19 protein-coding genes and 1 tRNA gene are annotated in these 20,189 nt (G+C 70.4%); 9 read left to right on the top strand and 11 right to left on the bottom strand.

The annotated features are described in order from the left end of the window. The 7 genes from pheT to RTA_RS09170 all read left to right on the top strand — a co-directional run bounded on the left by pheT (nucleotide 1) and on the right by RTA_RS09170 (nucleotide 7,574). Nucleotides 1-2,421, top strand: coding sequence for a phenylalanine--tRNA ligase subunit beta (pheT, locus tag RTA_RS09140; RefSeq protein WP_013901104.1), 2,421 nt, complete (start codon nucleotides 1-3; stop codon nucleotides 2,419-2,421). Nucleotides 2,422-2,469: 48 nt separating this feature from the next. Beyond that, entirely contained in the window at nucleotides 2,470-2,811 is a 342-nt protein-coding gene (locus tag RTA_RS09145; RefSeq protein WP_041675247.1) for an integration host factor subunit alpha, read from the top strand. A 114-nt stretch (nucleotides 2,812-2,925) separates the two neighbouring features. After that, nucleotides 2,926-3,375, top strand: a complete 450-nt coding sequence (locus RTA_RS09150) for a MerR family transcriptional regulator (RefSeq protein ID WP_013901106.1) — start codon at nucleotides 2,926-2,928, stop codon at nucleotides 3,373-3,375. 43 nt (nucleotides 3,376-3,418) lie between these two features. After that, a tRNA-Pro gene (locus RTA_RS09155) sits at nucleotides 3,419-3,495 on the top strand. A 129-nt stretch (nucleotides 3,496-3,624) separates the two neighbouring features. Then, on the top strand, nucleotides 3,625-4,515 hold the full coding sequence (locus RTA_RS09160) for an adenylate/guanylate cyclase domain-containing protein (protein WP_013901107.1): 891 nt from the start codon (nucleotides 3,625-3,627) through the stop codon (nucleotides 4,513-4,515). A gap of 4 nt (nucleotides 4,516-4,519) precedes the next feature. Further along, entirely contained in the window at nucleotides 4,520-5,398 is an 879-nt protein-coding gene (locus RTA_RS09165; protein WP_158307829.1) for an FHA domain-containing protein, read from the top strand. 58 nt (nucleotides 5,399-5,456) lie between these two features. After that, nucleotides 5,457-7,574 (top strand): serine/threonine-protein kinase, encoded by a 2,118-nt coding sequence (locus RTA_RS09170; RefSeq protein ID WP_041675249.1) that lies wholly within the window; start codon nucleotides 5,457-5,459, stop codon nucleotides 7,572-7,574. Nucleotides 7,575-7,598: 24 nt separating this feature from the next. Here the strand turns inward: RTA_RS09170 and RTA_RS09175 are convergent, their stop codons facing one another. The 8 genes from RTA_RS09175 to RTA_RS09210 form a co-directional block, all read right to left on the bottom strand. Next, the gene (locus RTA_RS09175) at nucleotides 7,599-8,144 is read right to left on the bottom strand and encodes an NUDIX hydrolase (protein WP_041675251.1); all 546 of its coding nucleotides are present in this window, start codon (nucleotides 8,142-8,144) and stop codon (nucleotides 7,599-7,601) included. A gap of 64 nt (nucleotides 8,145-8,208) precedes the next feature. After that, entirely contained in the window at nucleotides 8,209-9,261 is a 1,053-nt protein-coding gene (locus RTA_RS09180) for a TRAP transporter substrate-binding protein (protein ID WP_013901111.1), read from the bottom strand. 82 nt (nucleotides 9,262-9,343) lie between these two features. Further along, nucleotides 9,344-10,663 carry a TRAP transporter large permease gene (locus tag RTA_RS09185; RefSeq protein ID WP_013901112.1) on the bottom strand — a complete coding sequence of 440 codons (1,320 nt, stop codon included), beginning with the start codon at nucleotides 10,661-10,663 and terminating at the stop codon, nucleotides 9,344-9,346. A 58-nt stretch (nucleotides 10,664-10,721) separates the two neighbouring features. Further along, nucleotides 10,722-11,210: a TRAP transporter small permease gene (locus RTA_RS09190; RefSeq protein ID WP_013901113.1), complete on the bottom strand. Its 489-nt coding sequence runs from the start codon at nucleotides 11,208-11,210 to the stop codon at nucleotides 10,722-10,724. A gap of 125 nt (nucleotides 11,211-11,335) precedes the next feature. Beyond that, a complete protein-coding gene (locus RTA_RS09195; RefSeq protein ID WP_013901114.1) occupies nucleotides 11,336-12,037 on the bottom strand; it encodes a fumarylacetoacetate hydrolase family protein in 702 nt (233 codons plus the stop codon). Beyond that, nucleotides 12,034-13,095, bottom strand: coding sequence for a gentisate 1,2-dioxygenase (gene gtdA, locus RTA_RS09200; protein WP_013901115.1), 1,062 nt, complete (start codon nucleotides 13,093-13,095; stop codon nucleotides 12,034-12,036). Before gtdA ends, RTA_RS09195 begins: the two co-directional genes overlap by 4 nt. Before the next feature lie 25 nt (nucleotides 13,096-13,120). Further along, on the bottom strand, nucleotides 13,121-14,470 hold the full coding sequence (locus RTA_RS09205) for an FAD-dependent oxidoreductase (protein ID WP_013901116.1): 1,350 nt from the start codon (nucleotides 14,468-14,470) through the stop codon (nucleotides 13,121-13,123). A 7-nt stretch (nucleotides 14,471-14,477) separates the two neighbouring features. Continuing rightward, the gene (locus tag RTA_RS09210) at nucleotides 14,478-15,674 is read right to left on the bottom strand and encodes a 3-hydroxybenzoate 6-monooxygenase (RefSeq protein ID WP_041675253.1); all 1,197 of its coding nucleotides are present in this window, start codon (nucleotides 15,672-15,674) and stop codon (nucleotides 14,478-14,480) included. Between the two features lie 68 nt (nucleotides 15,675-15,742). Between RTA_RS09210 and RTA_RS09215 the strand changes: the two genes are divergently transcribed. Together RTA_RS09215 and RTA_RS09220 are read left to right on the top strand one after the other, a co-directional pair. Continuing rightward, entirely contained in the window at nucleotides 15,743-16,180 is a 438-nt protein-coding gene (locus tag RTA_RS09215) for a MarR family winged helix-turn-helix transcriptional regulator (RefSeq protein WP_041675255.1), read from the top strand. A gap of 101 nt (nucleotides 16,181-16,281) precedes the next feature. Continuing rightward, nucleotides 16,282-16,953, top strand: coding sequence for a YiaD family glycine zipper/OmpA-like lipoprotein (locus RTA_RS09220; RefSeq protein WP_013901119.1), 672 nt, complete (start codon nucleotides 16,282-16,284; stop codon nucleotides 16,951-16,953). A 30-nt stretch (nucleotides 16,954-16,983) separates the two neighbouring features. On the opposite strand, the gene RTA_RS09225 is transcribed toward RTA_RS09220, so the two are convergent. The 3 genes from RTA_RS09225 to RTA_RS09235 are packed head-to-tail and all read right to left on the bottom strand — an operon-like array spanning nucleotide 16,984 to nucleotide 20,182. Beyond that, nucleotides 16,984-17,319, bottom strand: a complete 336-nt coding sequence (locus RTA_RS09225; RefSeq protein WP_041675256.1) for a 2Fe-2S iron-sulfur cluster-binding protein — start codon at nucleotides 17,317-17,319, stop codon at nucleotides 16,984-16,986. Beyond that, on the bottom strand, nucleotides 17,319-18,800 hold the full coding sequence (locus RTA_RS09230) for a glutamine synthetase family protein (RefSeq protein WP_013901121.1): 1,482 nt from the start codon (nucleotides 18,798-18,800) through the stop codon (nucleotides 17,319-17,321). Before RTA_RS09230 ends, RTA_RS09225 begins: the two co-directional genes overlap by 1 nt. Further along, on the bottom strand, nucleotides 18,797-20,182 hold the full coding sequence (locus tag RTA_RS09235; RefSeq protein WP_013901122.1) for a Rieske 2Fe-2S domain-containing protein: 1,386 nt from the start codon (nucleotides 20,180-20,182) through the stop codon (nucleotides 18,797-18,799). The genes RTA_RS09230 and RTA_RS09235 overlap by 4 nt, the downstream gene beginning before the upstream one ends. Nucleotides 20,183-20,189 lie beyond the last annotated feature (7 nt).

Here is a 20,189-nt window from a genome sequence, read left to right on the forward strand (position 1 = left end):
ATGCAATTCCCCGAGTCCTGGCTGCGCGCGTTCTGCAACCCGCCGCTGTCCACGCAACAGATCGCCGACGTGCTCACCATGGGTGGCATGGAGGTGGAAGACCTGCGCCCGGTCGCGCCGCCTTTCACCCAGGTGGTGGTGGGCGAGATCAAGGAGGCCGTCCAGCATCCCAACGCCGATCGCCTGCGGGTGTGCCAAGTGGACGTGGGGCAGGGCCGGCTGCTCAATATCGTCTGCGGCGCCCCGAACGCCCGCGCGGGCATCAAGGTGCCCACCGCGTTGGTCGGTGCCGAGCTGCCGCCGGGCGAGGACGGCAAGCCGTTCGCCATCAAGCTGGGCAAGCTGCGCGGCGTCGAGAGCCAGGGCATGCTGTGCTCGGCGCGCGAACTCAAGCTCAGCGAGGACCATGGGGGCCTGCTGGAGCTGGCGGCGGACGCTCCGGTCGGCAAGAGCCTGCGCGAGGTGCTGAACCTCGACGACCACGTCTTCACGCTCAAGCTCACTCCCAACCTGGCGCATGCGCTGTCGGTGTACGGCGTCGCCCGCGAGCTGTCGGCGCTGACCGGCGCCCCATTGAGGGAGCCGAAATTCGAGCCAGTGCCGCCGTGCCACGACGCCAGGCTGAAGGTCAGGCTGAACGCCCCGGACCTCTGCGGGCGCTTCAGCGGCCGCATCATCCGCAACGTCGACACCCGGGCCAAGACGCCGCAGTGGATGGTGGACCGCTTGGCCGGCTGCGGCCAGCGCAGCGTCACCGCATTGGTCGACATCTCCAATTACGTGATGTTCGAGTTCGGCCGGCCCTCGCACATCTTCGACCACGACAAGATCCACGGTGCGCTGGACGTGCGCTGGGGCCGCCCGGGCGAAAAGCTCAGGCTGCTGAACGGCAGCACGATCGAGGTCGACGGCAGGGTCGGCGTGATCGCTGACGACGTCCAGGTCGAGTCGCTGGCGGGCATCATGGGCGGCGATGCCACCGCCGTGTCCGACGACACCCGGAACGTCTATGTCGAGGCCGCCTTCTGGTGGCCGGAAGCGGTGCAGGGGCGTTCCCGGCGCTACAACTTCTCCACCGACGCGGGCCACCGCTTCGAGCGCGGCGTCGACCCGAGCACGACGGTCGAACACATCGAGCACGTCACCCGCCTCATCCTGGACATCTGCGGCGGCGAGGCCGGCCCCCTGGACGACCAGGTAGCCAGGCTGCCGCAGCGCAAGCCGGTGCAGCTGCGCGTCGCCCGTGCCGCCAGGGTGATCGGCATGGCTGTCACCGAGCGGCAATGCCTGGACGCCTTCGCCCGCCTGCGGCTGCCGGCCCAGGCGGACAACGGCGTCGTCACCGTGACGCCGCCGCCGTACCGCTTCGACCTGGCGATCGAGGAGGACCTGGTCGAAGAGGTGGCGCGCATCGTCGGCTACGAGCGCCTGCCCACCACGCCGCCCCTGGCGCCCATCACCGCCAAGCTGCCGCCGGAGAGCCGGCGCAGCCGCTTCGCGCTGCGGCGCCTGCTGGCCGCCCTGGGTTACCAGGAAACCATCAACTTCAGCTTCGTCGAGGCGGCCTGGGAGCGCGACCTGGCCGGCAACGCCGATCCGGTGCGCCTGCTCAACCCGATCGCCAGCCAGATGAGCGTGATGCGCTCCTCGCTGCTGGGTTCCTTGCTGCAGGTGCTGAAGTTCAACCTGGACCGCAAGGCCGACCGCGTGCGCATCTTCGAGGTGGGCCGCGTGTTCCGCCGCGACGCGTCCGTGGCCACCACCGACACGACGGTGCGCGGCGTGCACCAGCCCATGCACCTGGCGGGCCTGGCCTTCGGTGCGGCCGAGGGCCTGCAGTGGGGCCGCAAGGAGCAGGGCGCCGTCGACTTCTTCGACGTCAAGGGCGATGTCGAGGCGCTGCTGTCGCCGCGCCGGGCGGAATTCCGCCCCGGCGAGCACCCGGCGCTGCACCCCGGGCGCTGCGCCACGATCTGGCTGGACGGCCGGCAGGTCGGCGTCCTGGGCGAACTGCATCCGCGCTGGCGCCAGGGCTGGGAACTGCCCGAGCCTGCGGTGCTGTTCGAGATCGATCTCGAGGCCGCCTCGCAGCGGCCGGTGCCCGCCTTCCGCGGCGTGCCGCGGGTGCAGCCGGTAGAACGCGACATCGCCATCGTGGTGCGTGACGACGTCAGCCATGCCGACCTGATGCGCGCCATCCACGGTGCCCAGGCGGGCGGCCTGCTGCGGCAGGCACTGTTGTTCGATGTCTACAAGCCCCGGCAGGCCGCCGCGGGGCTGGCAGCCAATGAGAAGAGCCTGGCCGTGCGCTTGACGCTGGGTGGCATGGAAGCAACACTGACGGATGCCCAGATCGAGGCAGCGGTGCAATCCGTCATCGATCGCATCGCCCGCGAGGTGGGCGGGCGGCTGCGCAGCTGATGCCGTGTGACGAGGAGGACAACAACGATGCAAGAACAAGAGGCAGCCATGGAATTCACCGTCGAGAGCCTGGAAACACCGGCCCTGACCAAGGCGCAGCTGGCCGAGCTGCTGTTCGAGCGGATCGGCCTGAACAAGCGCGAGTCCAAGGACATGATCGACGCCTTTTTCGACCTGGTGGCGGGCAGCCTGGTAGGCGGCGACGACGTGAAGATCTCCGGCTTCGGCAATTTCCAGATCCGCACCAAGGCGCCACGGCCCGGCCGCAATCCGCGCACCGGCGAGGCCATCCCCATCCAGGCGCGGCGCGTCGTCACCTTCCATGCCAGCCACAAGCTCAAGGAGCAGATCCAGGGCAATGGCATCGACAGCGGCACGGCCGAAGACTGACTGGTACAGGCGCCACGGTCCGGCAGCGGGCCCGCCGAGCGCGCAATCCGCCCTTGGCAGGCCGGGGTGGCTTAGAGTAACCTCGCAGCTCCCTCTCCTACAACATTGATTTCAATGGAGAAAGCTCTTCCCTCCATACCGGCCAAGCGCTACTTCACCATCGGTGAGGTCAGCGACCTGTGCGGCGTCAAGCCGCACGTGCTGCGGTATTGGGAGCAGGAGTTCACGCAGCTGCGCCCGATGAAGCGGCGCGGCAACCGCCGCTACTACCAGCACCACGAGGTGCTGATGATCCGCCGCATCCGCGACCTGCTGTACGACCAGGGCTTCACCATCAGCGGCGCGCGCAACAAGCTGCAGGAGCTGGTGCAGGGCGAACGCGACCGGCGGCGCGCCGGCGAGGTCATGCTGGAGGGCGTGGAGGTGATCGAGGTCGAGGACTCGGGCTTCGGTGATTTCGAGGACAGCGTGCCGGCCGAGGACCGCGAGTTCGTCTCCGAGAAGCTGTCGCTGGTGCGGCGCGAGCTGTTCGAGATCCGCGATCTGCTGTCCCCGGCCTACTGAGGCGCCGTGCGCCGGCGCCGCGCGGCTATAATCGCGGGCTTGTCGGCGTGTAGCGCAGCCTGGTAGCGCACTTGCATGGGGTGCAAGGGGTCGCGAGTTCGAATCCCGCCACGCCGACCATCCATCCGAAGGGTTGGCAGGACATCCTGCCAACCCTTCTTCTTTTGTGGCTGTGCTGAGGGGCGCGGGCATAGAATTGGACAGCATGTGGCTCATCCCCGTCACCCTCTGCCGGAAGCCGACCTGATCGTGGCCACCGTTGTTTTCGCTGACCTGGTCGGCAGCATCGGCATCTTCGAGCGGCTGGGCGACGAGACGGCCGGCCGCTTCGTGACCCAGCTGACGACCGCGCTGTCCAAGACCTTCGAGCAGCACCGGGGCCGGGTCGTCAAGCTGCTGGGCGACGGCCTGTTCGTGGTGTTCCCCCAGGAGCGCGACGCGCTGGAGGCCTGCGTGGCGATCCAGAAGCGCCTGATCGACAAGCCGGTGTACCCCGGCGGCACGGGCAGTCCGGTGCAGATGCAGATGGGGCTGGAGTCGGGCGAGGTGGTCGAGATCGAAGGCGACTGCTACGGCGACGCCGTCAACAGCGCGGCGCGGCTGGCCGACCTGGCGGGCGCGGAGCAGATCCTCACGACCCAGCGGGTGCGCGACGCCCTGGGCCCGCTGCCGCACCTGCAGCTGCGCAGCCTGGGGCCGATGTACCTGCGCGGCAAATCCGAAACCACCGAGGTGTTCCGCGTCGACTGGCGCGTCGAGCGCGACACCGACGCCACCGTGATGGGCGTGTCCCTGTTCAAGGCCATGGCGCAGGGCCTGCTGGAGCTGGCCACGGCGCAGCAGCGGGTCAAGCTGGCGCCCCTGGGCGAGCGGCTGACGCTGGGCCGCGCCACCGCCTCTTCGCTGCAGTTCAACGACTCGCGCGTCTCGCGCCTGCATGCCACGGTGGAGTGGCGCAGCGGGCAGTTCGTGCTCAGCGATGCCTCCAGCTTCGGCACCTGGGTCTACGTGGGCAACCAGAGCGAGCCGGTCATCCTGCGGCGCACCGAGTGCTATCTGGTCGGGCAGGGCCGCATCATCCTGGGCTGCGACGCCCAGGCCGACAACGCACCGGTCGTCCAGTTCACGGTGAAGACCTGAGGTGGTGCCCGGCCCGCCCTTTCTCGAACTGCGCATCGCCGGTCCCGGGGTGGACCTGGTGTGCCAGCTCGAGGCCGGCGCGGACGAACTGCTGGTGGGCCGCGATGCGTCCTGCGCCGTGTGCCTGCCGGACCCCCGCCGCAGCATCTCGCGCCGGCATCTGGCCGTGCGGAACCAGGGCGGCGAGCTGCACTTCCGGGTGCTGTCCCAGGTCAACGGCGTGCAGATGCCGTTCGGCGAGGCGCCGCCCGGAGCCAGGGGCGTGCTGCGTCCGGGCCAGCAGATGGGCCTGGGCGGCTACGTGCTGACCGTGGTGCCCCCTGCTGCCCAGGCGGTTGCTCAGCCGCAGGACGATCCCTGGGCGGTGTTCGAGCAGCAGGACGCTTCGGGCACCGTGGCCCGGCCGCGCGCCCTGCTGCCGGCGACAGGGCCCGCCGAGATCCCGACCAGCAGCGAGAACGATCCGTTCGGCGACTGGGGCTTCCAGAGCGGTTTCGGACCGGGCGGCGAAGGCGATCCGGCGACCGGCCTGGAACCGTTCTTCCACGGCCTGGGGCTGACGGATGCGGCCGCCGGGCCGCTCAGCGACCGGGAGCTCGAGGCCATGGGGCGGCTGGTGCGCGAAGCCGTGCTCGGACTGCTGGCTCTGCATCGACCACGGCCCGGCGACCCGGTTACCATGGCGGCCAATCCCCTGACGTCCGATGAGCCCGCCGCGGCCAAGCTGCGCTATTTGTTCGGCGGGCACGCGGCCCAGGGTGGGCAGATGAGCCCCGACCAAGCCCTGCGGCAGCTGCTGCAGGACCTGGGCAACTATTTCACGGCGGCGTCCGCCGGGCGGGACGTGGCGGGCCAAGCGGCTGCAGACCCGGACCCGGGGTGAGATGCTGTGGAAGGGCGAGGGCTAGAATCTGTGTCCTCCCGTTACCAAGACTGATGAAGTGAGTCTCAAAAAGCTTGGCCGTTATGACCTGGTGCGCGTTCTCGGGAAGGGCGCCATGGGGATCGTGTACGAAGGTCGCGATCCCAACCTGGATCGCCGCGTCGCGATCAAGACGGTCAAGGTCGAGAACCTGTCCGAGGAAGCCGCGAACGAGTACGAATCGCGCTTCCGGACCGAGGCGCGCTCGGCCGCGCGGCTGCAGCATCCCAACATCGTCAGCGTCTACGACTCCGACCGCGACGGCGACATCGCCTACCTGGTGATGGAGTACATCCAGGGCGACGACCTCAAGCACCACCTCGACCGCGGCGCGCGCTACACGCTGGAGCAGTCGCTCAAGATGATCCGCGACCTGCTGTCCGCGCTCGACTATGCGCACAAGCAGGGCATCATCCACCGCGACATCAAGCCGGCCAACCTGCTGATCGAGCCGGCCGGGCGCGTGAAGCTCACCGATTTCGGCGTGGCGCGCATCCAGGATTCCGGCGAAGCCACCCGCACCCAGGGCAGCATGGTCGGCACGCTCAAGTACATGGCGCCCGAGCAGGTGCAGGGCCTGAAGATCGACTCGCGCGCCGACCTGTTCTCGGTCGGCGTGGTGCTCTACCAGCTGCTGACGGACAAGCGCCCGTTCGACGGCGACAACGACTTCTCCATCATCCACCAGATCATCGGCCACACGCCGCCGCCGCCCAGCGCGATCAACCCGCGGCTGCCTGCGGCCATCGATGCAGTGGTGGCCCGGGCGCTGGCCAAGGACCGGGACCAGCGCTTTGCCACCGCACGCGATTTCGCCGGCGCGCTGCAATCGGCCATCCGCCGTGCCGAGGATGCCACGGTGGTTCCGCCCGCCGATCCGCAGCGAAAGGCCGATATCGGAGGCACCGCCACGCGCACGGCGCCCTCGCGCGCCGGCGCGGGCGGCTCGGCGCCCACCTCGGTCACCGCAGGCAGCACGGCCACGGTGACGCAGGAACTGGAGCTGGTGTACTGGAAGGAGATCAAGGACTCGTCCGATCCGGATGAACTGCAGGGCTTCCTGGACAAGTTTCCCGAAGGCATCTATGCCGACCTGGCGCGCCGCCGCCTGCGCCGGCTGGTGCCCGGCTCGCCCGACCTGACCGTGCTTGCCACCGGCACGCCCCCGTACGCCGCGGACAGGGAGCACGATCCCGACGCGACGCGGCTGCAGGCCTCGCCGCCCTCGGCCGCCGCCCTGGCCGCCCTGGCTTCGGCTGCGTCTCCGGACCTGTCCATGCCGACCAGGGGCCGGTCCGCCCCCACCCTGCCGCCCGTACCCCGGGAGGTTCCAGCACCGGTGCCGGGCAAGGTTGTCGCCAGTGCGGCAGCGGCCGCGGGTGCAGCGTTCATGCGGGGTGTGGCAGCCGGGTCTGCGTTCCTGGGGCTCGCCCTGGGGAAGCTGTGGCGTGCCTTGACCAGGCTGTGGCAGACCCTGGCGGAATTGGGCTCGCCTGCCGCCCGGATGCCCCTGGGCGTGCTGGCTGGCGCCGGTGCCATCGTGCTGGCCGGCATCGCGGCTTTCGTGCTGACCGGCCGCCCCGGCGCGCAGGACCTGGCCGCGTCGGATGCCCCCCCGCCGCTCAGCCAGCCGGCCCCGGCGCCTTCGGACGCGGCGACCGCCGGGCCGGACGGCGCGACGGCCCAGGTGGATGCGGCAGCGGCGGCACCCACGGCGGCACCGCCGCAGCCTGTGCGCAGGGCCCCTGCGCAGGCCGGGGCCGCGCCTGGCCCGGCGGCCACCCCGGCGCCCCCGGCGGCGGAACAGACTGCCGCCGCGCCCAAGCCTGCCGGCGCTGCGGCCCGGCCGCGGCGTCCTGGCGCCGATGGCACGGCGACAGCGGGGGCCGGGGGCCCCTCCGACACGCGCAACGACACGCCCGGTCCTCCTCCTGCTCCTCGTGCTTCTTCATCGCCGGCGCCGGTGGCCGCGGCGCGGCTCACCCCACCGGCGGAGATCTGCAAGGACCGCATGTTCCTGTCCCGCCAGTACTGCCTGCAGTCGGAATGCGCCAAGCCGGCCTTCTACAACGCCTCGGCCTGCGTGCGCCTGCGCGACGAGGCGCGGCTGCGCGAGGAAAGCCGCATCCGCAACTGAGCGTCGGGGGCAGGGCCCTTGCGGCTAGGTGACGTCCAAGGTGTGGACGTCGAAGCAGCCGCGCCGGCGGTCGTCGAAGTAGAAGACCAGGGTCTCCCTCACGGTGCGGAAGGCGATCTCCTCCCAGGGCACCTCGTCCTCGGCGAACAGCCGGGCTTCTATGGTTTCCGCGCCGGGCTCGAACCGATCGCTGAGCAGCCGCGCCCGGTAGAACAGGTGCACCTGGCCGACGCGCGGCACGCTCAGAAGCGACAGCAGTCCTTCCATCTCGAACTGCGCACCGGCCTCTTCCACGGTTTCGCGGGCCGCGCCCTGCGCCGTGGTCTCGCCCAGTTCCATGAAGCCCGCCGGCAGGGTCCACTTGCCCCGGCGCGGCTCGATGTTGCGCTTGCACAGCAGCACCCGCTCGCCCCAGTAGGGCACGGTGCCGACCACGTTGAGCGGGTTTTCGTAGTGGATGGTGTCGCAGGCCGGGCAGACGGCGCGCTCGCGCGTGTCCCCGTCGTCCGGCACCCGGTAGACCACCGCCGTGCCGCAGTTGCGGCAATGTTTGATGGGGCTGCGCAGCATCCGGCCAGTGTAAGAAAGAAAAGGGCTCCCGCAGGAGCCCTGCCGGCAAGGCCGCCTGCGGCGCTCAGGCCTTGGTGGACTTCGTGTGCTTGTCGATCAGGCCGCGCGCCGTGTCCAGCAGCTTGCGGCCGTCGAAGCCGCGCTTGTTCATGTCCTCCACCCATTCCGCCTCGATGGTGCGCGAGCGGCGACGGAACTCCTGCGCCTCCGCAGCGCTGACGGTGAAGATGTTGTTGCCGCGCTCGGAGGCCGACTTGCGGCCCACCGGGTCGTTGCCCTGCTGCGTCTTGCCCAGCCAGGCCGAGGTGGCCATGCCGGAGTTGGCGTCGATGACCTTCTTCAGGTCGGGCGGCAGCGAGTCGTACTTGGCCTTGTTCATCGCCATCACGAAGGTGGTGGTGTAGAGCGAGCCGCCGGCCGGGTCGAACTCGGCGTGGTACTTGGTCAGCTCGTTCACCTTGACCGAGGGCACGACCTCCCAGGGGATCACGCAGCCGTTGATGGTGCCCTTGCTCAGCGCGTCGGGGATCTGCGGCAGCGGCATGCCCACCGGCGTGGCGCCCAGGGCGGCCACCAGCTTGGTGACCTGGCGGGTGGGCGCGCGCACCTTGAGGCCGCGCATGTCGTTCACCGACTTGACCGGCTTGTCGGCGGTGTGGATCACGCCGGGGCCGTGCACCTGCAGCGCGATCACCTGCGTGTCCTTGAACTCGTCGGCCGCCACGGTCTGCACGTACTCCCAGTAGGCCTTGGACGTGGCCTCGGCATTGGTCATCATGAACGGCAGCTCGAAGACCTCCACCCGCGGGAAGCGCCCGGCGGTGTTGCCCGGCAGCGTCCACACCACGTCCACCACGCCGTCCTTGGCCTGGTCGTACAGCTGCACCGGCGTGCCGCCCAGCTGCATGGCCGGGTAGGCCTCGAACTTGATGCGGCCGCCGGAGTCCTTCTCGACCTTGTCCATCCACGGCTTGTGCATGCTCAGCCACACGTTGGACTGCGGCGCCATGAAGGTGTGGAACTTCAGCGTGACCGACTGCTGGGCGAAGCCGGTGAGGGCGCTGCCGCCCAGGGCAGCGGCGGCGCCCGATTTCAGAAGGGTTCGACGTGGGATCATGGGGTTCTCCTTGGGGCCGAAGTTAAACGCAAAGCGCACGGGACGGTTCCGGGGCTTTCCCGTAAGCCGCCCGCGCCGGGGACTAGCGGATGAAGCCGACCAGCCAGAGCGGGATGATCGGGAAGAACAGGAACAGCAGGGTGCGCAGCACGTCGCTGACCAGGAACGGCAGGACGCCGCGGTAGGTCTCGCCCATGGGCACGTCCTTGGCCAGGCCGTTGACGATGTAGACGTTCAGGCCCACCGGCGGCGCGATCAGCCCGAAGCCCACGGTCATCAGCACCATGATGCCGAACCAGATGGCGACCGATTCCCGGGGCATGCCGAAGTCCAGGCCGATGATGATGGGGAAGAAGATGGGGATGGTGAGCAGCAGCATGGACAGCTCGTCCATCACGGCGCCCAGCAGCACGTAGAACAGCAGGATGGCTACCACCACGACCAGGGGCGACAGGCCCCAGCCGCCCACCACCGCGGCCAGCTGGTTCGGCACCTGGGTCAGGGCCAGGGCGGCGTTCATCAGGTCGGCGCCCAGGAAGATCAGGAAGATCATGGCGGCGCTGACGGCCGTGCCGTAGAAGCAGTCCCTGAACTTGGCCAGGCTCATCTCGCCCTTGCCCAGGGCCGTGAGGAAGGTCGACGCGGCGCCTACGGCCGCGCCCTCGGTGGGCGTGAAGAAGCCGCCGTAGATGCCGCCGAACACCAGGGCGAAGATCACCGCGATGGGCAGCACGCCCAGCAGCGAGCGCAGCGTCAGCGGCGGCGGCGCGTCCTCGACCTCGGGCGCGTGGCCGGGCACGGCCCGCACGTAGATGGCCACGGCGACCATGTAGCCGACCATGGCGATGAGGCCGGGCAGGATGGCGGCGGCGAACAGCTTGCTGATGTTCTGCTCGGTCAAGATCGCGTAGATCACCAGCACGATGGACGGCGGCAGCTGGATGCCCAGGGTGCCGCCGGCGGCCAGCGTGCCGGTGGCGATGCGGCCCGAGTAGCCGTGGCGGCGCATCTCCGGCAGCGCCACGCCGGTGATGGTGGCAGCCGTGGCCACCGACGAGCCGCTGATCGCGCCGAAGGCCGCACAGGCCAGCAGCGAGGCCATCGCCAGGCCGCCCTTGAAGCGGCCCATGACGGCGGCGGCGAACTCGAACAGCGACTTGCTGATCCCGCCCTTGGTGGCGAAATGCCCCATCAGGATGAACAGCGGGATGACCGAGAGGTCGTAGCTGGCGAAGCGAGCGAAGGCCTGCGTGTTCAGGAAGTTGGCGAAGGGCAGCCAGCCGGTCTGCACCAGGTAGCCGATGGTGCCGGCGCTGAACATGCTGACGGCGATCGGCACCCGGATGGCCATCAGGGCCAGCATGCTGCCGAAGATCAGGGCGGTGAGGCCGAGCGAGCTCATTCGATAACCTCCGCCCTGCGGGCTGCGGTGCCATGAGACTTCGGAGCGGCCGGGCGTCTCATATGGCCGCCTCGCCGGCCTCTTCGGTGCGGAAGCCGAACACCGCCTGGTGCAGGGCGATCAGCCCGGCCAGCACGAAGGCCGGCGTCATGACGGCGTAGACCACCCATTCCGGGAAGCCCATGATCTGCGTCTCGGAGCCGGTGTTGTAGCTGTTCAGGCCGCCCAGCGCGGTGCGCCAGGTCAGCAGGCCGAAGATCAGGGCCAGCAGCAGGGCGCCCAGCCGGTCCAGCCTGTCGTTGACGGCGGGCCGCAGGCCCGCGGTGAAGAAGTCGACGATGATGTTGCCGCGCCGGGCCTGGCACAGCGGCATGAACAGCGCGATGGCCGCGCCGGCTGCCACCGCGGTCAGCTCGAACGCGCCGACGATGGAGTCACCGGTCGTGTTGCGGCCGATCAGGCTACCGCAGGTCAAGAGCGTGATGGCGGTCAGCAGCACGCCGGCCAGGATGGCGCACAGCTTGGCCAGCTTTTCCAGTACGAACAAAGCCAGGTCTCCTTCGTTCTTCTGCGCGATTGTCGAGCCCCGGGTCGGTTCAGGGGTGGCTGCGCGCGGTCCCTGTTCGATGATCGAACGCGCTGCTCGATCATCGCGCATGCGCCGGGCCGGCTTCAGGCCGGCTGCACCTTCACCGTCAGCGGCTCCAGTCCCGCCACGCCGCCGGCCAGGGTGTCGCCGGCCACCACCGCGGCCACCCCTTCGGGCGTCCCGGTAAAGATCAGGTCGCCCGGCTGCAGCTCCCAGGCCGCCGACAGGTGCTCGATGGTCTCGGCGATGTTCCAGATCAGCTTGGAGATGCTGCTGCGTTGCCGGTCCTGGCCGTTGACCTGCAGGAAGATCTCGGCCTGCTGGATGTTGCCGGCCTGTGCCGCCGGGGTGATCGGCCCCATGGGCGCGGACTGGTCGAAGCCCTTGCCGATGTCCCAGGGGCGCCCCTGCTTCTTCATCTCGCCCTGCAGGTCGCGCCGGGTCATGTCCAGGCCGACGGCGTAGCCGAAGATGTGCTTGAGCGCGTCGGCCGCCTTGATGTTGCGCCCGCCGGTGCCGATCGCCGCCACCAGCTCGATCTCGTGGTGCAGGTTCTTGGTCAGGGTCGGGTAGCGGATCGCACCGGTCTTGCCGGCTTCCACCGGCACCACGGCGTCGGCCGGCTTGAGGAAGAAGAAGGGCGGCTCGCGGCCGGTGAAGCCCATCTCCTTGGCATGCTCCTCGTAGTTGCGGCCCACGCAGTAGACGCGGCGGACCGGGAAGCGCTCGGCGCGGCCCACCACGGGCACGGACACCACGGGCGGCGCGGAGACGACGTAGTTCATGACAGCCTTTCTTCTTGGTGAATGCCCAGGGCCTGGTGCACCGGGCGGTCGGAGAAACTGAACAGCACGCAACCCGCGGCCGATTCAAGCCGGGCAGTGTGCCATGAGGGGATGACGAAATGGTCGCGCGCCGCGACCTCGAACCGCCAGGTCTCGCCCCTGGGGGATTCGGCGTGCACCACGGCTTCGCCCTCGACCACGCTGTAGACCGCACCATCGGTCTGGCGCCAGCCCTTGCCCGCGAAGCCCGCCGGCAGCTTCTGCATGAAGGTGGCCATGGTGGGCATGGGCGAGCCGCCGGTCAGCGGGTTCAGGTAGCGCAGCTTGACGCCGTCCCAGGGGTCGATGGGCGCGAGGCGCTCCAGCTGCTGGAGCGCCTCGCGGCTGCGCTCGTAGGGATAGCTGAACAGGGGCGAGGTCTTGCCGCCGAAGGGCGGGTCGTGCCGCACCGGCGCCATGTTGTGGCCATAGCGGGCGAAGCTGGTGCCCTCGGTGCGCGTCACCTCCTGCGCGCGCGCCGTGCCGTTCTGCGCGAAGCCGGCGTCGAAGAAGCGGATCATGGGGATGTCCAGCCCGTCCAGCCAGACCACCGGGCCGTCCGCCTCGCTGCCGTGGTCGTGGAAGGTCCAGCTCGGCGTGATGATGAAGTCGCCCGGACGCATGGCGGTGCGCTCGCCATCCACCGCGGTGTAGGCGCCGCTGCCCTCGACGATGAAGCGCAGCGCGCTCTGCGTGTGGCGGTGGCTGGGCGCCACCTCGCCCGGCAGGATCAGCTGCAGCCCGGCATACAGCGACTGGGTGACGGCCGACTGGCCGCGCAGCTTCGGGTTCTCCAGGATCAGCACGCGCCGCACCGCTTCCTCGGCCGTGATGGCCTGGCCTGCGCGCATCAGGAACGGCCGCACCTGGCCGTACTTCCACAGCGCGGGCACGCAGGGGGAGGCGGGCTGCGGCGGAACCAGCGCATGCAGCACCTCCCACAGCGGGGTCAGGTTCAGCGGGTCCATGTCGCGGTACAGCTGCTGGCGCGCCAGCAGGGCGTTGTTGGGTGCGTTCATGCGGTTTCTCTCCTTCAGGCGCGGCTCACCAGGTTTGTCCCAGGTAGGCGCTGGCGGCTTCCAGCCGCTGCTGCAATTGGGCCACGTCCACGCTGCCCGCGGGGACGCCGGCGGAAAGGGCCAAATCCGCGGCGGTGCCTGCCGCCTGGCCCATGACAAAGCAGGCGCCGGTGACCCGGGCCGCCGACTGCGCCTCGTGGCTCATCGAGGCGCAGCGGCCGGCCACCCACAGGTTGTCGAAGCCGACCGGCACGGTCATGCGGTAGGGCAGGTGGTTGAAGCCGCGGCTTTCCGGGATCCGCGGCCAGCGGAACTCCACGTCGCCCTTCAGGTGCAGCTCCAGCGGCCAGCCGTTGACGCCGACGGTGTCGTCGAAGCTGGCGCAATCCAGCACGTCGGCTTCGGTCAGCTGGTACAGCCCGCGCACGCGCCGCGTCTCACGGATGCCCACCTGCGGCGCGATGTCCACGATGTAGCTGGCCTCGAAGCCGGGCACCTCGCGCAGGAAACCCGCGACCTCGGCGATCTGGCGCCGCCCCAGGATCTCGGCCTCGCTCAGCTCGGCGGCATCGACGCCGTTCATCGCGTTGCCGTCGCGGTTGGCCAGCTGGGTCAGGTTGACGCGCCACTCGATGCCGCTCTTTTGCGGCCGCACGATGGGCGTCTTGCGCGGGAAGCGGTAGCGGCCCTCGGCCTGCGCCTGCAGCATCAGCTTGGGGATCGCCTCCCAGGCACGGCCGGCACGCGCCGGGTCGATGCCGTTGAGCCGGAACATGGTGGAGGGGTAGAGCATGTTGCCCTGCCCGTCGCCCAGCTCCCAGGGAGCGCCGGCCCAGGCCGCCAGGTCGCCGTCGCCCGAGGCGTCGACGAAGCAGCGGCCGCGCACGGCGCGCCGGCCGGAGCGGGTCTCGACCAGCAGCGCGGACAGCTGGCGCGGGCCCTCCATCACCACGCCCACGGCCAGCGCGTGGAACAGCAGCTGCACCCCCGCCGACAGCAGCAGGTCGTCGGCCGCGATCTTGTAGGCGGCGGTGTCGTACGCCTGGGCCACCGTCTTGCCGAACAGGGCATGGGGCGCGTTCAGCCCGCCCAGCCGGTCGATGCGCGCCAGCAGGTCATCGGCCACGCCGTGCACCACCTGGCGGATGTCGCCGTGCACGTTGGCATGCAGGCCGCAGAAGTTGGTCACGCCGGCGGCCGTGCCCATGCCGCCCAGGAAGCCGTAGCGCTCGATCAGCAGCGTGCTGCGGCCGGCGTGCGCGGCGGCCACCGCGGCCGCCATGCCGGCCGGGCCGCCGCCCAGGACGACCACGTCCCACTCGCCCAGCACGGGCGTCTGGCGGCTGGGTTCGGTCAGGGCGGCGGGCTGGGTCATGGCTGGCTCATGGCTGGAACAGGCGCTCGGGGTCTATGCCTTTGTACATCCACTGCAGGCCGGCGAAACCCGCCGATTCCTGGCCGGACTGGAACAGCCGGTTGCGCAGCTCGCGCTGCACGCCCGAGGCATGGTAGATGTCGCCGTAGAAGCGGGCGGTCAGCTGCACCCGGCCGGTGCGCAGGTAGCGCTCGTCCTGGTACAGCTGGAAGGCCCGCGCCGGGTCGTTGCTGGCGGCCTTGAGCGCCCGGCCCAGCACCACCGCGTCCTCGATCGCCTGGCCGGCGCCCTGCGCCAGGTACTGCAGCATCGGATGGGCGGCATCGCCCAGCAGGGTGACGCGGCCTTGCGACCAGTTCCTCACCGGCTCGCGGTCGCACAGCACCCACATCTTCCAGGTCTCGATCCTGGCCAGCAGTTCGCGCACCTGCGGCACCGCCTGGGCGAAGCGCTCGTTCAGCTCGGCGCTGTCGCCGAAGGTGTTCCAGCCCTCGTCGTACTTGTTGCTGTGGAAGACGGCGACCAGGTTGAACAGCTCGCCGCGGCGCAGCGGGTAGTGCACCAGGTGCGTCTTCTCGCCGCCCCACAGCAGCACGTCGTCGCTCCACAGGTGCGCAGGCACCTCTTCGCGCCGCAGCACGGCGCGGTAGGCGATGTGGCCCGAGACGCGCGGCTTGCCGTCGCCGACCACCGCCTCGCGGATGCGGCTCCACAGCCCGTCGGCGCCCACCAGAGCGTCGCCGGCCAGGGCCTCGCCCGAGGCCAGCCGCACGCGCACGCCGGCATCGTCCTGCCCGAACGAATCGACCTTGGCGGCGGTGCGCAGCGTGACGCCCGGCAGCGTGCGGCAGGCCTCGAGCAGCACCGCGTGCAGGTCGGCGCGGTAGATCACACCGTAGGGGAAGCCATAGGCGGCGCGCGCCGCCTCGCCCAGCGGCACGCGCACCACGCGCTCGCCGGTGCGCACGTCGTTCATGCCCAGCCCCGCGGGGTAGAAGGCCACGCGGTCGACGGCGGCCGCAAGGCCCAGGTACTCGAACATCCTGAAGATGTTGGGGCCGAGCTGGATGCCGGCGCCGATCTCGCCGAAGGCCTGCGACTGCTCCAGCACCGTGACGCGATGGCCGGCGCGCGCCAGCACGCAGGCGGCGGCCAGGCCGCCGATGCCGCCGCCGGCCACGAGGAAGTGCAGTGCTGGTGCCATGGATTGATAAGCATACATATAAATTCCGGCGCCGCAAGGGGCCGCACCCGACCGTACACTCCGCTCCCATGGCCAAGAGCTTCGATTTCCAGCATGCGCCGGGTCACCTGATCCGTCGCGCGCACCAGGTCGCGGTGGCGATCTTCATGGAGGAGACCGCGGCCTTCGACGTGACGCCGGTGCAGTTCGCCATCCTCAACGCGCTCATCGACGAGCCCGGCGAGGACCAGGTGACGCTGGCCTCGCGCGTCGCCTTCGATGCGGCCACCTTCGGCTCGGTGATCGGCCGGCTGGAGGCCAAGGGCTGGGTGCGGCGCGAGCCCGATGCCCAGGACAGGCGCCGCAAGCTGTTGTGGATCACGCCGGCGGGCCGCGAGGCCGCACTGCGCATGAAGCGCGCGGTGGCGCGGGTGCAGGCGCGCATCGTGGCGCCGCTGGACGATGCCGAGCGCGAGCAGATGGTGTTGCTGCTGGGTAAACTGGTGGCCGGGCACGCCCAAGGCTGAGCCCGACCGCAGGATTCGTCCTACCGCAAAGTCAGCCGTTGGCAGTGCGCCTGCGGACTGCGCTCGCGTTCAATACAGAAAATCGTGACCAAGGAGCAACGATGAATCTTTCCAACCGACTGCCGAACCGCCTGCTGCCGGGCCTCGTGGCCGCTGCCGCGCTCGTTGCCGGCTGTGCCGACATGGGGCTGCAGCCCATGAACCCGACCGCGCGCAACACGGCGATCGGCGCGGGCGTGGGCGCCGTCGCCGGCGGTGCGCTCGGCGAGGGCCGGGGCGCCGTGATCGGCGCCGGCGTGGGCGCGCTGGGCGGCTATGTCTGGTCGCGCCAGATGGAGCAGCGCAAGCAGGCCATGGAGCGGGCCACCGTGGGCACCGGCGTGGCCGTGTCGCAGACCCCGGACAACCAGCTGAAGCTGAACATCCCCAGCGACATCTCTTTCGACACCGGCCGGGCCGACATCAAGCCCAACCTGCGGCCCATCCTCGACCAGTTCGCCTCCGGCCTGTCCGGCCAGCCGAACACGGAGGTCCGCATCATCGGTCACACCGACAACACCGGCGCCGACGCGGTGAACGATCCGCTGTCGGTGCAGCGGGCCCAGGCCGCGCGCGACTACCTGGCGGCCCGCGGGGTGGACCCACGCCGCATCATGGTTGCCGGACGTGGCGAGCGCGAGCCCATCGCCGACAACGGCAGCGAGGCCGGCCGCGCCCGCAACCGCCGGGTCGAAATCTACCTCGGCGAGCGCCAGGGGGTGGCGGCGCGGTAGAGGGCGGGACCGGACAGGTCCGTCACGAACTCAGTGCTGCCGCTGCGGCAGGTCGACGACCAGCCCGTCCAGGGCGTCGGTCAGCTCGATCTGGCAGCTCAGGCGGCTGTTGGCCTGCCGCGGCGAGGCGGTGAACTCCAGCATGCCCAGCTCGTCCTCGCCGGGCGCGGAGAGGCGGGCGGCATGCGGCTCGCGCAGGTAGACGTGGCAGGTGGCGCAGGTCATCAGCCCGCCGCAGTCGGCCTCGATGCCGGCGATGTTGGCCGCCATCGCGGCCTGCATCAGGCTCTGCCCCGTCTTGCAGCGGACCTCGGTGGCGGCAGGCTCCGGCCCTTCGCTGGATGCAATGAATCGGACGGTGATCATCAGAATCGGCTGAAGTATTCGCGGCGCTGGAAGTCGTCCTTGTCCTCGGCGGCTTCCCAGCGCTGCAGCTCGCATTGCTTGATGCGGCTGAAGTAGTCGATGAAGGGGGCGCCAAACGCGGCCACCAGGCCCTCGTCCTGCCGCAGCGCGGCCAGCGCCTCGCCCAGGCCGGTGGGCAGCATCACGCCGCCGGTGGCATAGGGCGCCTCGGTGGCCGGGGGCGCCTCGCGCCGCCGCTCGATGCCGTCCAGCCCGGCGTGGATCTGCGAGGCCAGGTACAGGTAGGGGTTGGCCGCCGGCTCGCCGATACGGTTCTCGATGCGCGTGCCGGCATCGCCGCAGGCGCCCACCACGCGCAGCATGGCGCCGCGGTTGTCGCGGCCCCAGAGCACGGCCTGCGGTGCGAGCGCGTTCGGGCGGAAGCGGCCGAAGCCGTTGACCGTGGGCGTGCAGAACACCGCCATGCCGCGGGCGTGTTCCAGCAGCCCGGCCAGGTAATGCTCGCCCAGCGCCGAGAGCGTGTGCCGGGCCTGGGCCGGCGTCGCCCCCGGCTCCGGCTGTTCGCGTCGGAACAGGTTGGCGCCGCCGTCCAGCGCCACCAGCGACTGGTGCAGGTGCCAGCCGCTGGACATGATGTTGGGGAAGGGCGGCCGGCACATGAAGCTGGCGTGGTAGCCGGCACGGCGCAGCGCCTGGCGAACGCCGTTGCGGAACAGCACCATGTTGTCCGCCGCGGTCATGGCGTCGGTGGCCTGGAACACCGCCTCGACCTGGCTGGGCCCCAGCTCGATCTCCAGCGACAGCAGGGGCAGGCCGAGCGCCTGCGCCGTGTGCTGCACGATGCGCAGCGGCTCCTCCGCCATGTCGTACCAGTTCTCGGCCAGCAGGTTGTAGCCCGGGTGGACCAGTTCCACCCGGGGCGGCAGCCCCGGCCAGGCGGCCTGCGCCGGGTCCAGCTGGTCGCCGGCATCGGTGATGCGGTAGATGTGGAACTCGACTTCCAGGCCGCAGCGCAGGCCCCAGCCGCGGCCCGCCAGGCGCTCCAGGGCGCGCTCCAGCACGCGGCGGGTGTCCAGCTCCACCGGCGTCGCGTCCTCGAACCAGGGCTGCGCCCGCACCCAGCCGGTGGCCGGGGTCCAGGGCAGGGTGCGCAGGCTCGCCGGGTCGGCCAGCAGCAGCAGGTTGTTGGCGAAGCCGAAGCCCGGCAGGCTGGCGGTGCCGCCCGGCTCGAACACCTTGAACGCGGTGCGGTCCGAGGTGTCCTTGAGCATCAGCGTGCTGACCATGCCCAGGCCGTCGCGCATCGCCTGCGCCGCGGCCGAGGCCACCAGGGTCTTGCCGCGCGTGACGCCATGCAGGTCGCACCAGGCGAAGCGCACCAGCTCCAGGCCGCCGGCGGCGATCGCTTGCTCCGCCCGCTGCAGCGCGTCCTCGCGCGCCGCGTCGTGGATGCCGCAGCGCTGGGCGAAGCTGGCCGTCATGCCGGCTCGGCGGTCGTGGCGGCCTTGGGCGTCCACGGCGCGCCTTCGCGCTTGGCCTGGACCCGCTCGCGCCACCAAGTAGGCCAGGTGCCGGCCGGGGCGATGCCGTCCACCGTGTCGGGCCCGTGCATCTGGCCGGCCAGCGTGGCATCGCCCACTCCCGGCGGCGTGCCGCCGTTTTTCACCGACTCGATGGCGGCCAGCAGCATGCGCCGGTTGGCCATGATCACCTTGTCCGAGGTGCCCAGGTGCTCGCGCGTGCGGTCCTGGATGGGGCCCATGCTCTCCACCGCCCACTGGTCGTGCACGTTGATGTCGTCCTCGCCCATGCCCAGGTAAGTGCTGCTGCGCTGCTCGTCGGCGTTGAAGCCCCAGCGGTTGTGGCGGCCGGAATTGGGGATGTAGTCGGGCAGGCTGATGTACTGCGTGCGCTGGTTGCGCATCGCGGCCTTGTCCACCGGCCCGGCGAAGCTGGTGAAGACCGAATACCAGTAGGTACGGGTGTCGTCCACCGGCACGTGCATCTGGGTGATGGTCAGCGTCTCCGACAGCGGGATCACGAAGGTGTGCGGGAAGATGGCGTTGGTGATGCGAACGTGCGTGAGCTCGTCGGTCATGGGCCGCAGCGCCGTGAGCTGCAGGCCCCAGGGCTTGGGTTCGAAGCTGATCTCGGGGCGGTGGAACTCGCGCATGATGCGCGTCATCGGCCAGCGCTCGCCGGCGGCCTCGCCGGCGCTGGCGCTGCGGAACTGCTTGCCTGCCGCGTTGTCGCCGACCTGCTCCAGCGCCGCGTCGTTCAGGAAGCGGTGCAGGAAGGACGGGTGCGCCGGGTCGATGCCCACCTCGAAGGCCTGCAGCCAGTTGCAGTGCCACAGGCCCTTGAAGGCGAAGGTGTGGCTGGCCGGCGCGGCGAAGCAGTCGAAGGCGGGGAAGGGCGGGGGCGTGCTCCCTTCCTCGCCCAGCCAGGCGAACAGGATGCCGCTTCGCTCCAGCACCGGGTAGCTGCGCTGGCGGACGCGCTCGCACAGCCGGCTGCCCAGGGGCTCGGCCGGCGTCTCCAGGCAGCGGCCGGTGGCATCGAACTTCCAGCCGTGGAAGGGGCAGCGCAGGCCGTCGCCCTCGTGCCGGCCGAACGAGAGGTCGGCGTTGCGGTGCGGACAGTCGCGGTCAAGCAGGCCCCAGCGGCCCTGGTCGTCCCTGAACAGCACCAGGTCCTGGCCCAGCAGGCGCACCGCCTTGACCGGGCGCTGCGCCATGCGCGGATCCAGCGCCGGGTCGAACTCGTCGACCAGGGCGGCTGGCTGCCAGTAGCGGCGCATCAGCGCGCCGCAGGCGGTGCCGGGGCCAGTGCGCGTGACCAGTTCGTTCTGTTCGGCCTTCATCGCGCGG

The organism is Ramlibacter tataouinensis TTB310, assembly GCF_000215705.1.
Taxonomy (GTDB): domain Bacteria; phylum Pseudomonadota; class Gammaproteobacteria; order Burkholderiales; family Burkholderiaceae_C; genus Ramlibacter; species Ramlibacter tataouinensis.

Bases quoted from the DNA above. Each gene is read 5' to 3' on its own strand.
- RTA_RS09205 (WP_013901116.1), bottom strand. From the start codon at position 14,470: ATGACCCAGCCCGCCGCCCTGACCGAACCCAGCCGCCAGACGCCCGTG.
- RTA_RS09235 (WP_013901122.1), bottom strand. From the start codon at position 20,182: ATGAAGGCCGAACAGAACGAACTGGTCACGCGCACTGGCCCCGGCACC.
- pheT (WP_013901104.1), top strand. From the start codon at position 1: ATGCAATTCCCCGAGTCCTGGCTGCGCGCGTTCTGCAACCCGCCGCTG.
- RTA_RS09185 (WP_013901112.1), bottom strand. From the start codon at position 10,663: ATGAGCTCGCTCGGCCTCACCGCCCTGATCTTCGGCAGCATGCTGGCC.
- RTA_RS09215 (WP_041675255.1), top strand. From the start codon at position 15,743: ATGGCCAAGAGCTTCGATTTCCAGCATGCGCCGGGTCACCTGATCCGT.
- RTA_RS09145 (WP_041675247.1), top strand. From the start codon at position 2,470: ATGGAATTCACCGTCGAGAGCCTGGAAACACCGGCCCTGACCAAGGCG.
- RTA_RS09220 (WP_013901119.1), top strand. From the start codon at position 16,282: ATGAATCTTTCCAACCGACTGCCGAACCGCCTGCTGCCGGGCCTCGTG.
- RTA_RS09230 (WP_013901121.1), bottom strand. From the start codon at position 18,800: ATGACGGCCAGCTTCGCCCAGCGCTGCGGCATCCACGACGCGGCGCGC.
- RTA_RS09210 (WP_041675253.1), bottom strand. From the start codon at position 15,674: ATGGCACCAGCACTGCACTTCCTCGTGGCCGGCGGCGGCATCGGCGGC.
- RTA_RS09180 (WP_013901111.1), bottom strand. From the start codon at position 9,261: ATGATCCCACGTCGAACCCTTCTGAAATCGGGCGCCGCCGCTGCCCTG.
- RTA_RS09225 (WP_041675256.1), bottom strand. From the start codon at position 17,319: ATGATCACCGTCCGATTCATTGCATCCAGCGAAGGGCCGGAGCCTGCC.
- RTA_RS09150 (WP_013901106.1), top strand. From the start codon at position 2,926: ATGGAGAAAGCTCTTCCCTCCATACCGGCCAAGCGCTACTTCACCATC.
- RTA_RS09175 (WP_041675251.1), bottom strand. From the start codon at position 8,144: ATGCTGCGCAGCCCCATCAAACATTGCCGCAACTGCGGCACGGCGGTG.
- RTA_RS09195 (WP_013901114.1), bottom strand. From the start codon at position 12,037: ATGAACTACGTCGTCTCCGCGCCGCCCGTGGTGTCCGTGCCCGTGGTG.
- gtdA (WP_013901115.1), bottom strand. From the start codon at position 13,095: ATGAACGCACCCAACAACGCCCTGCTGGCGCGCCAGCAGCTGTACCGC.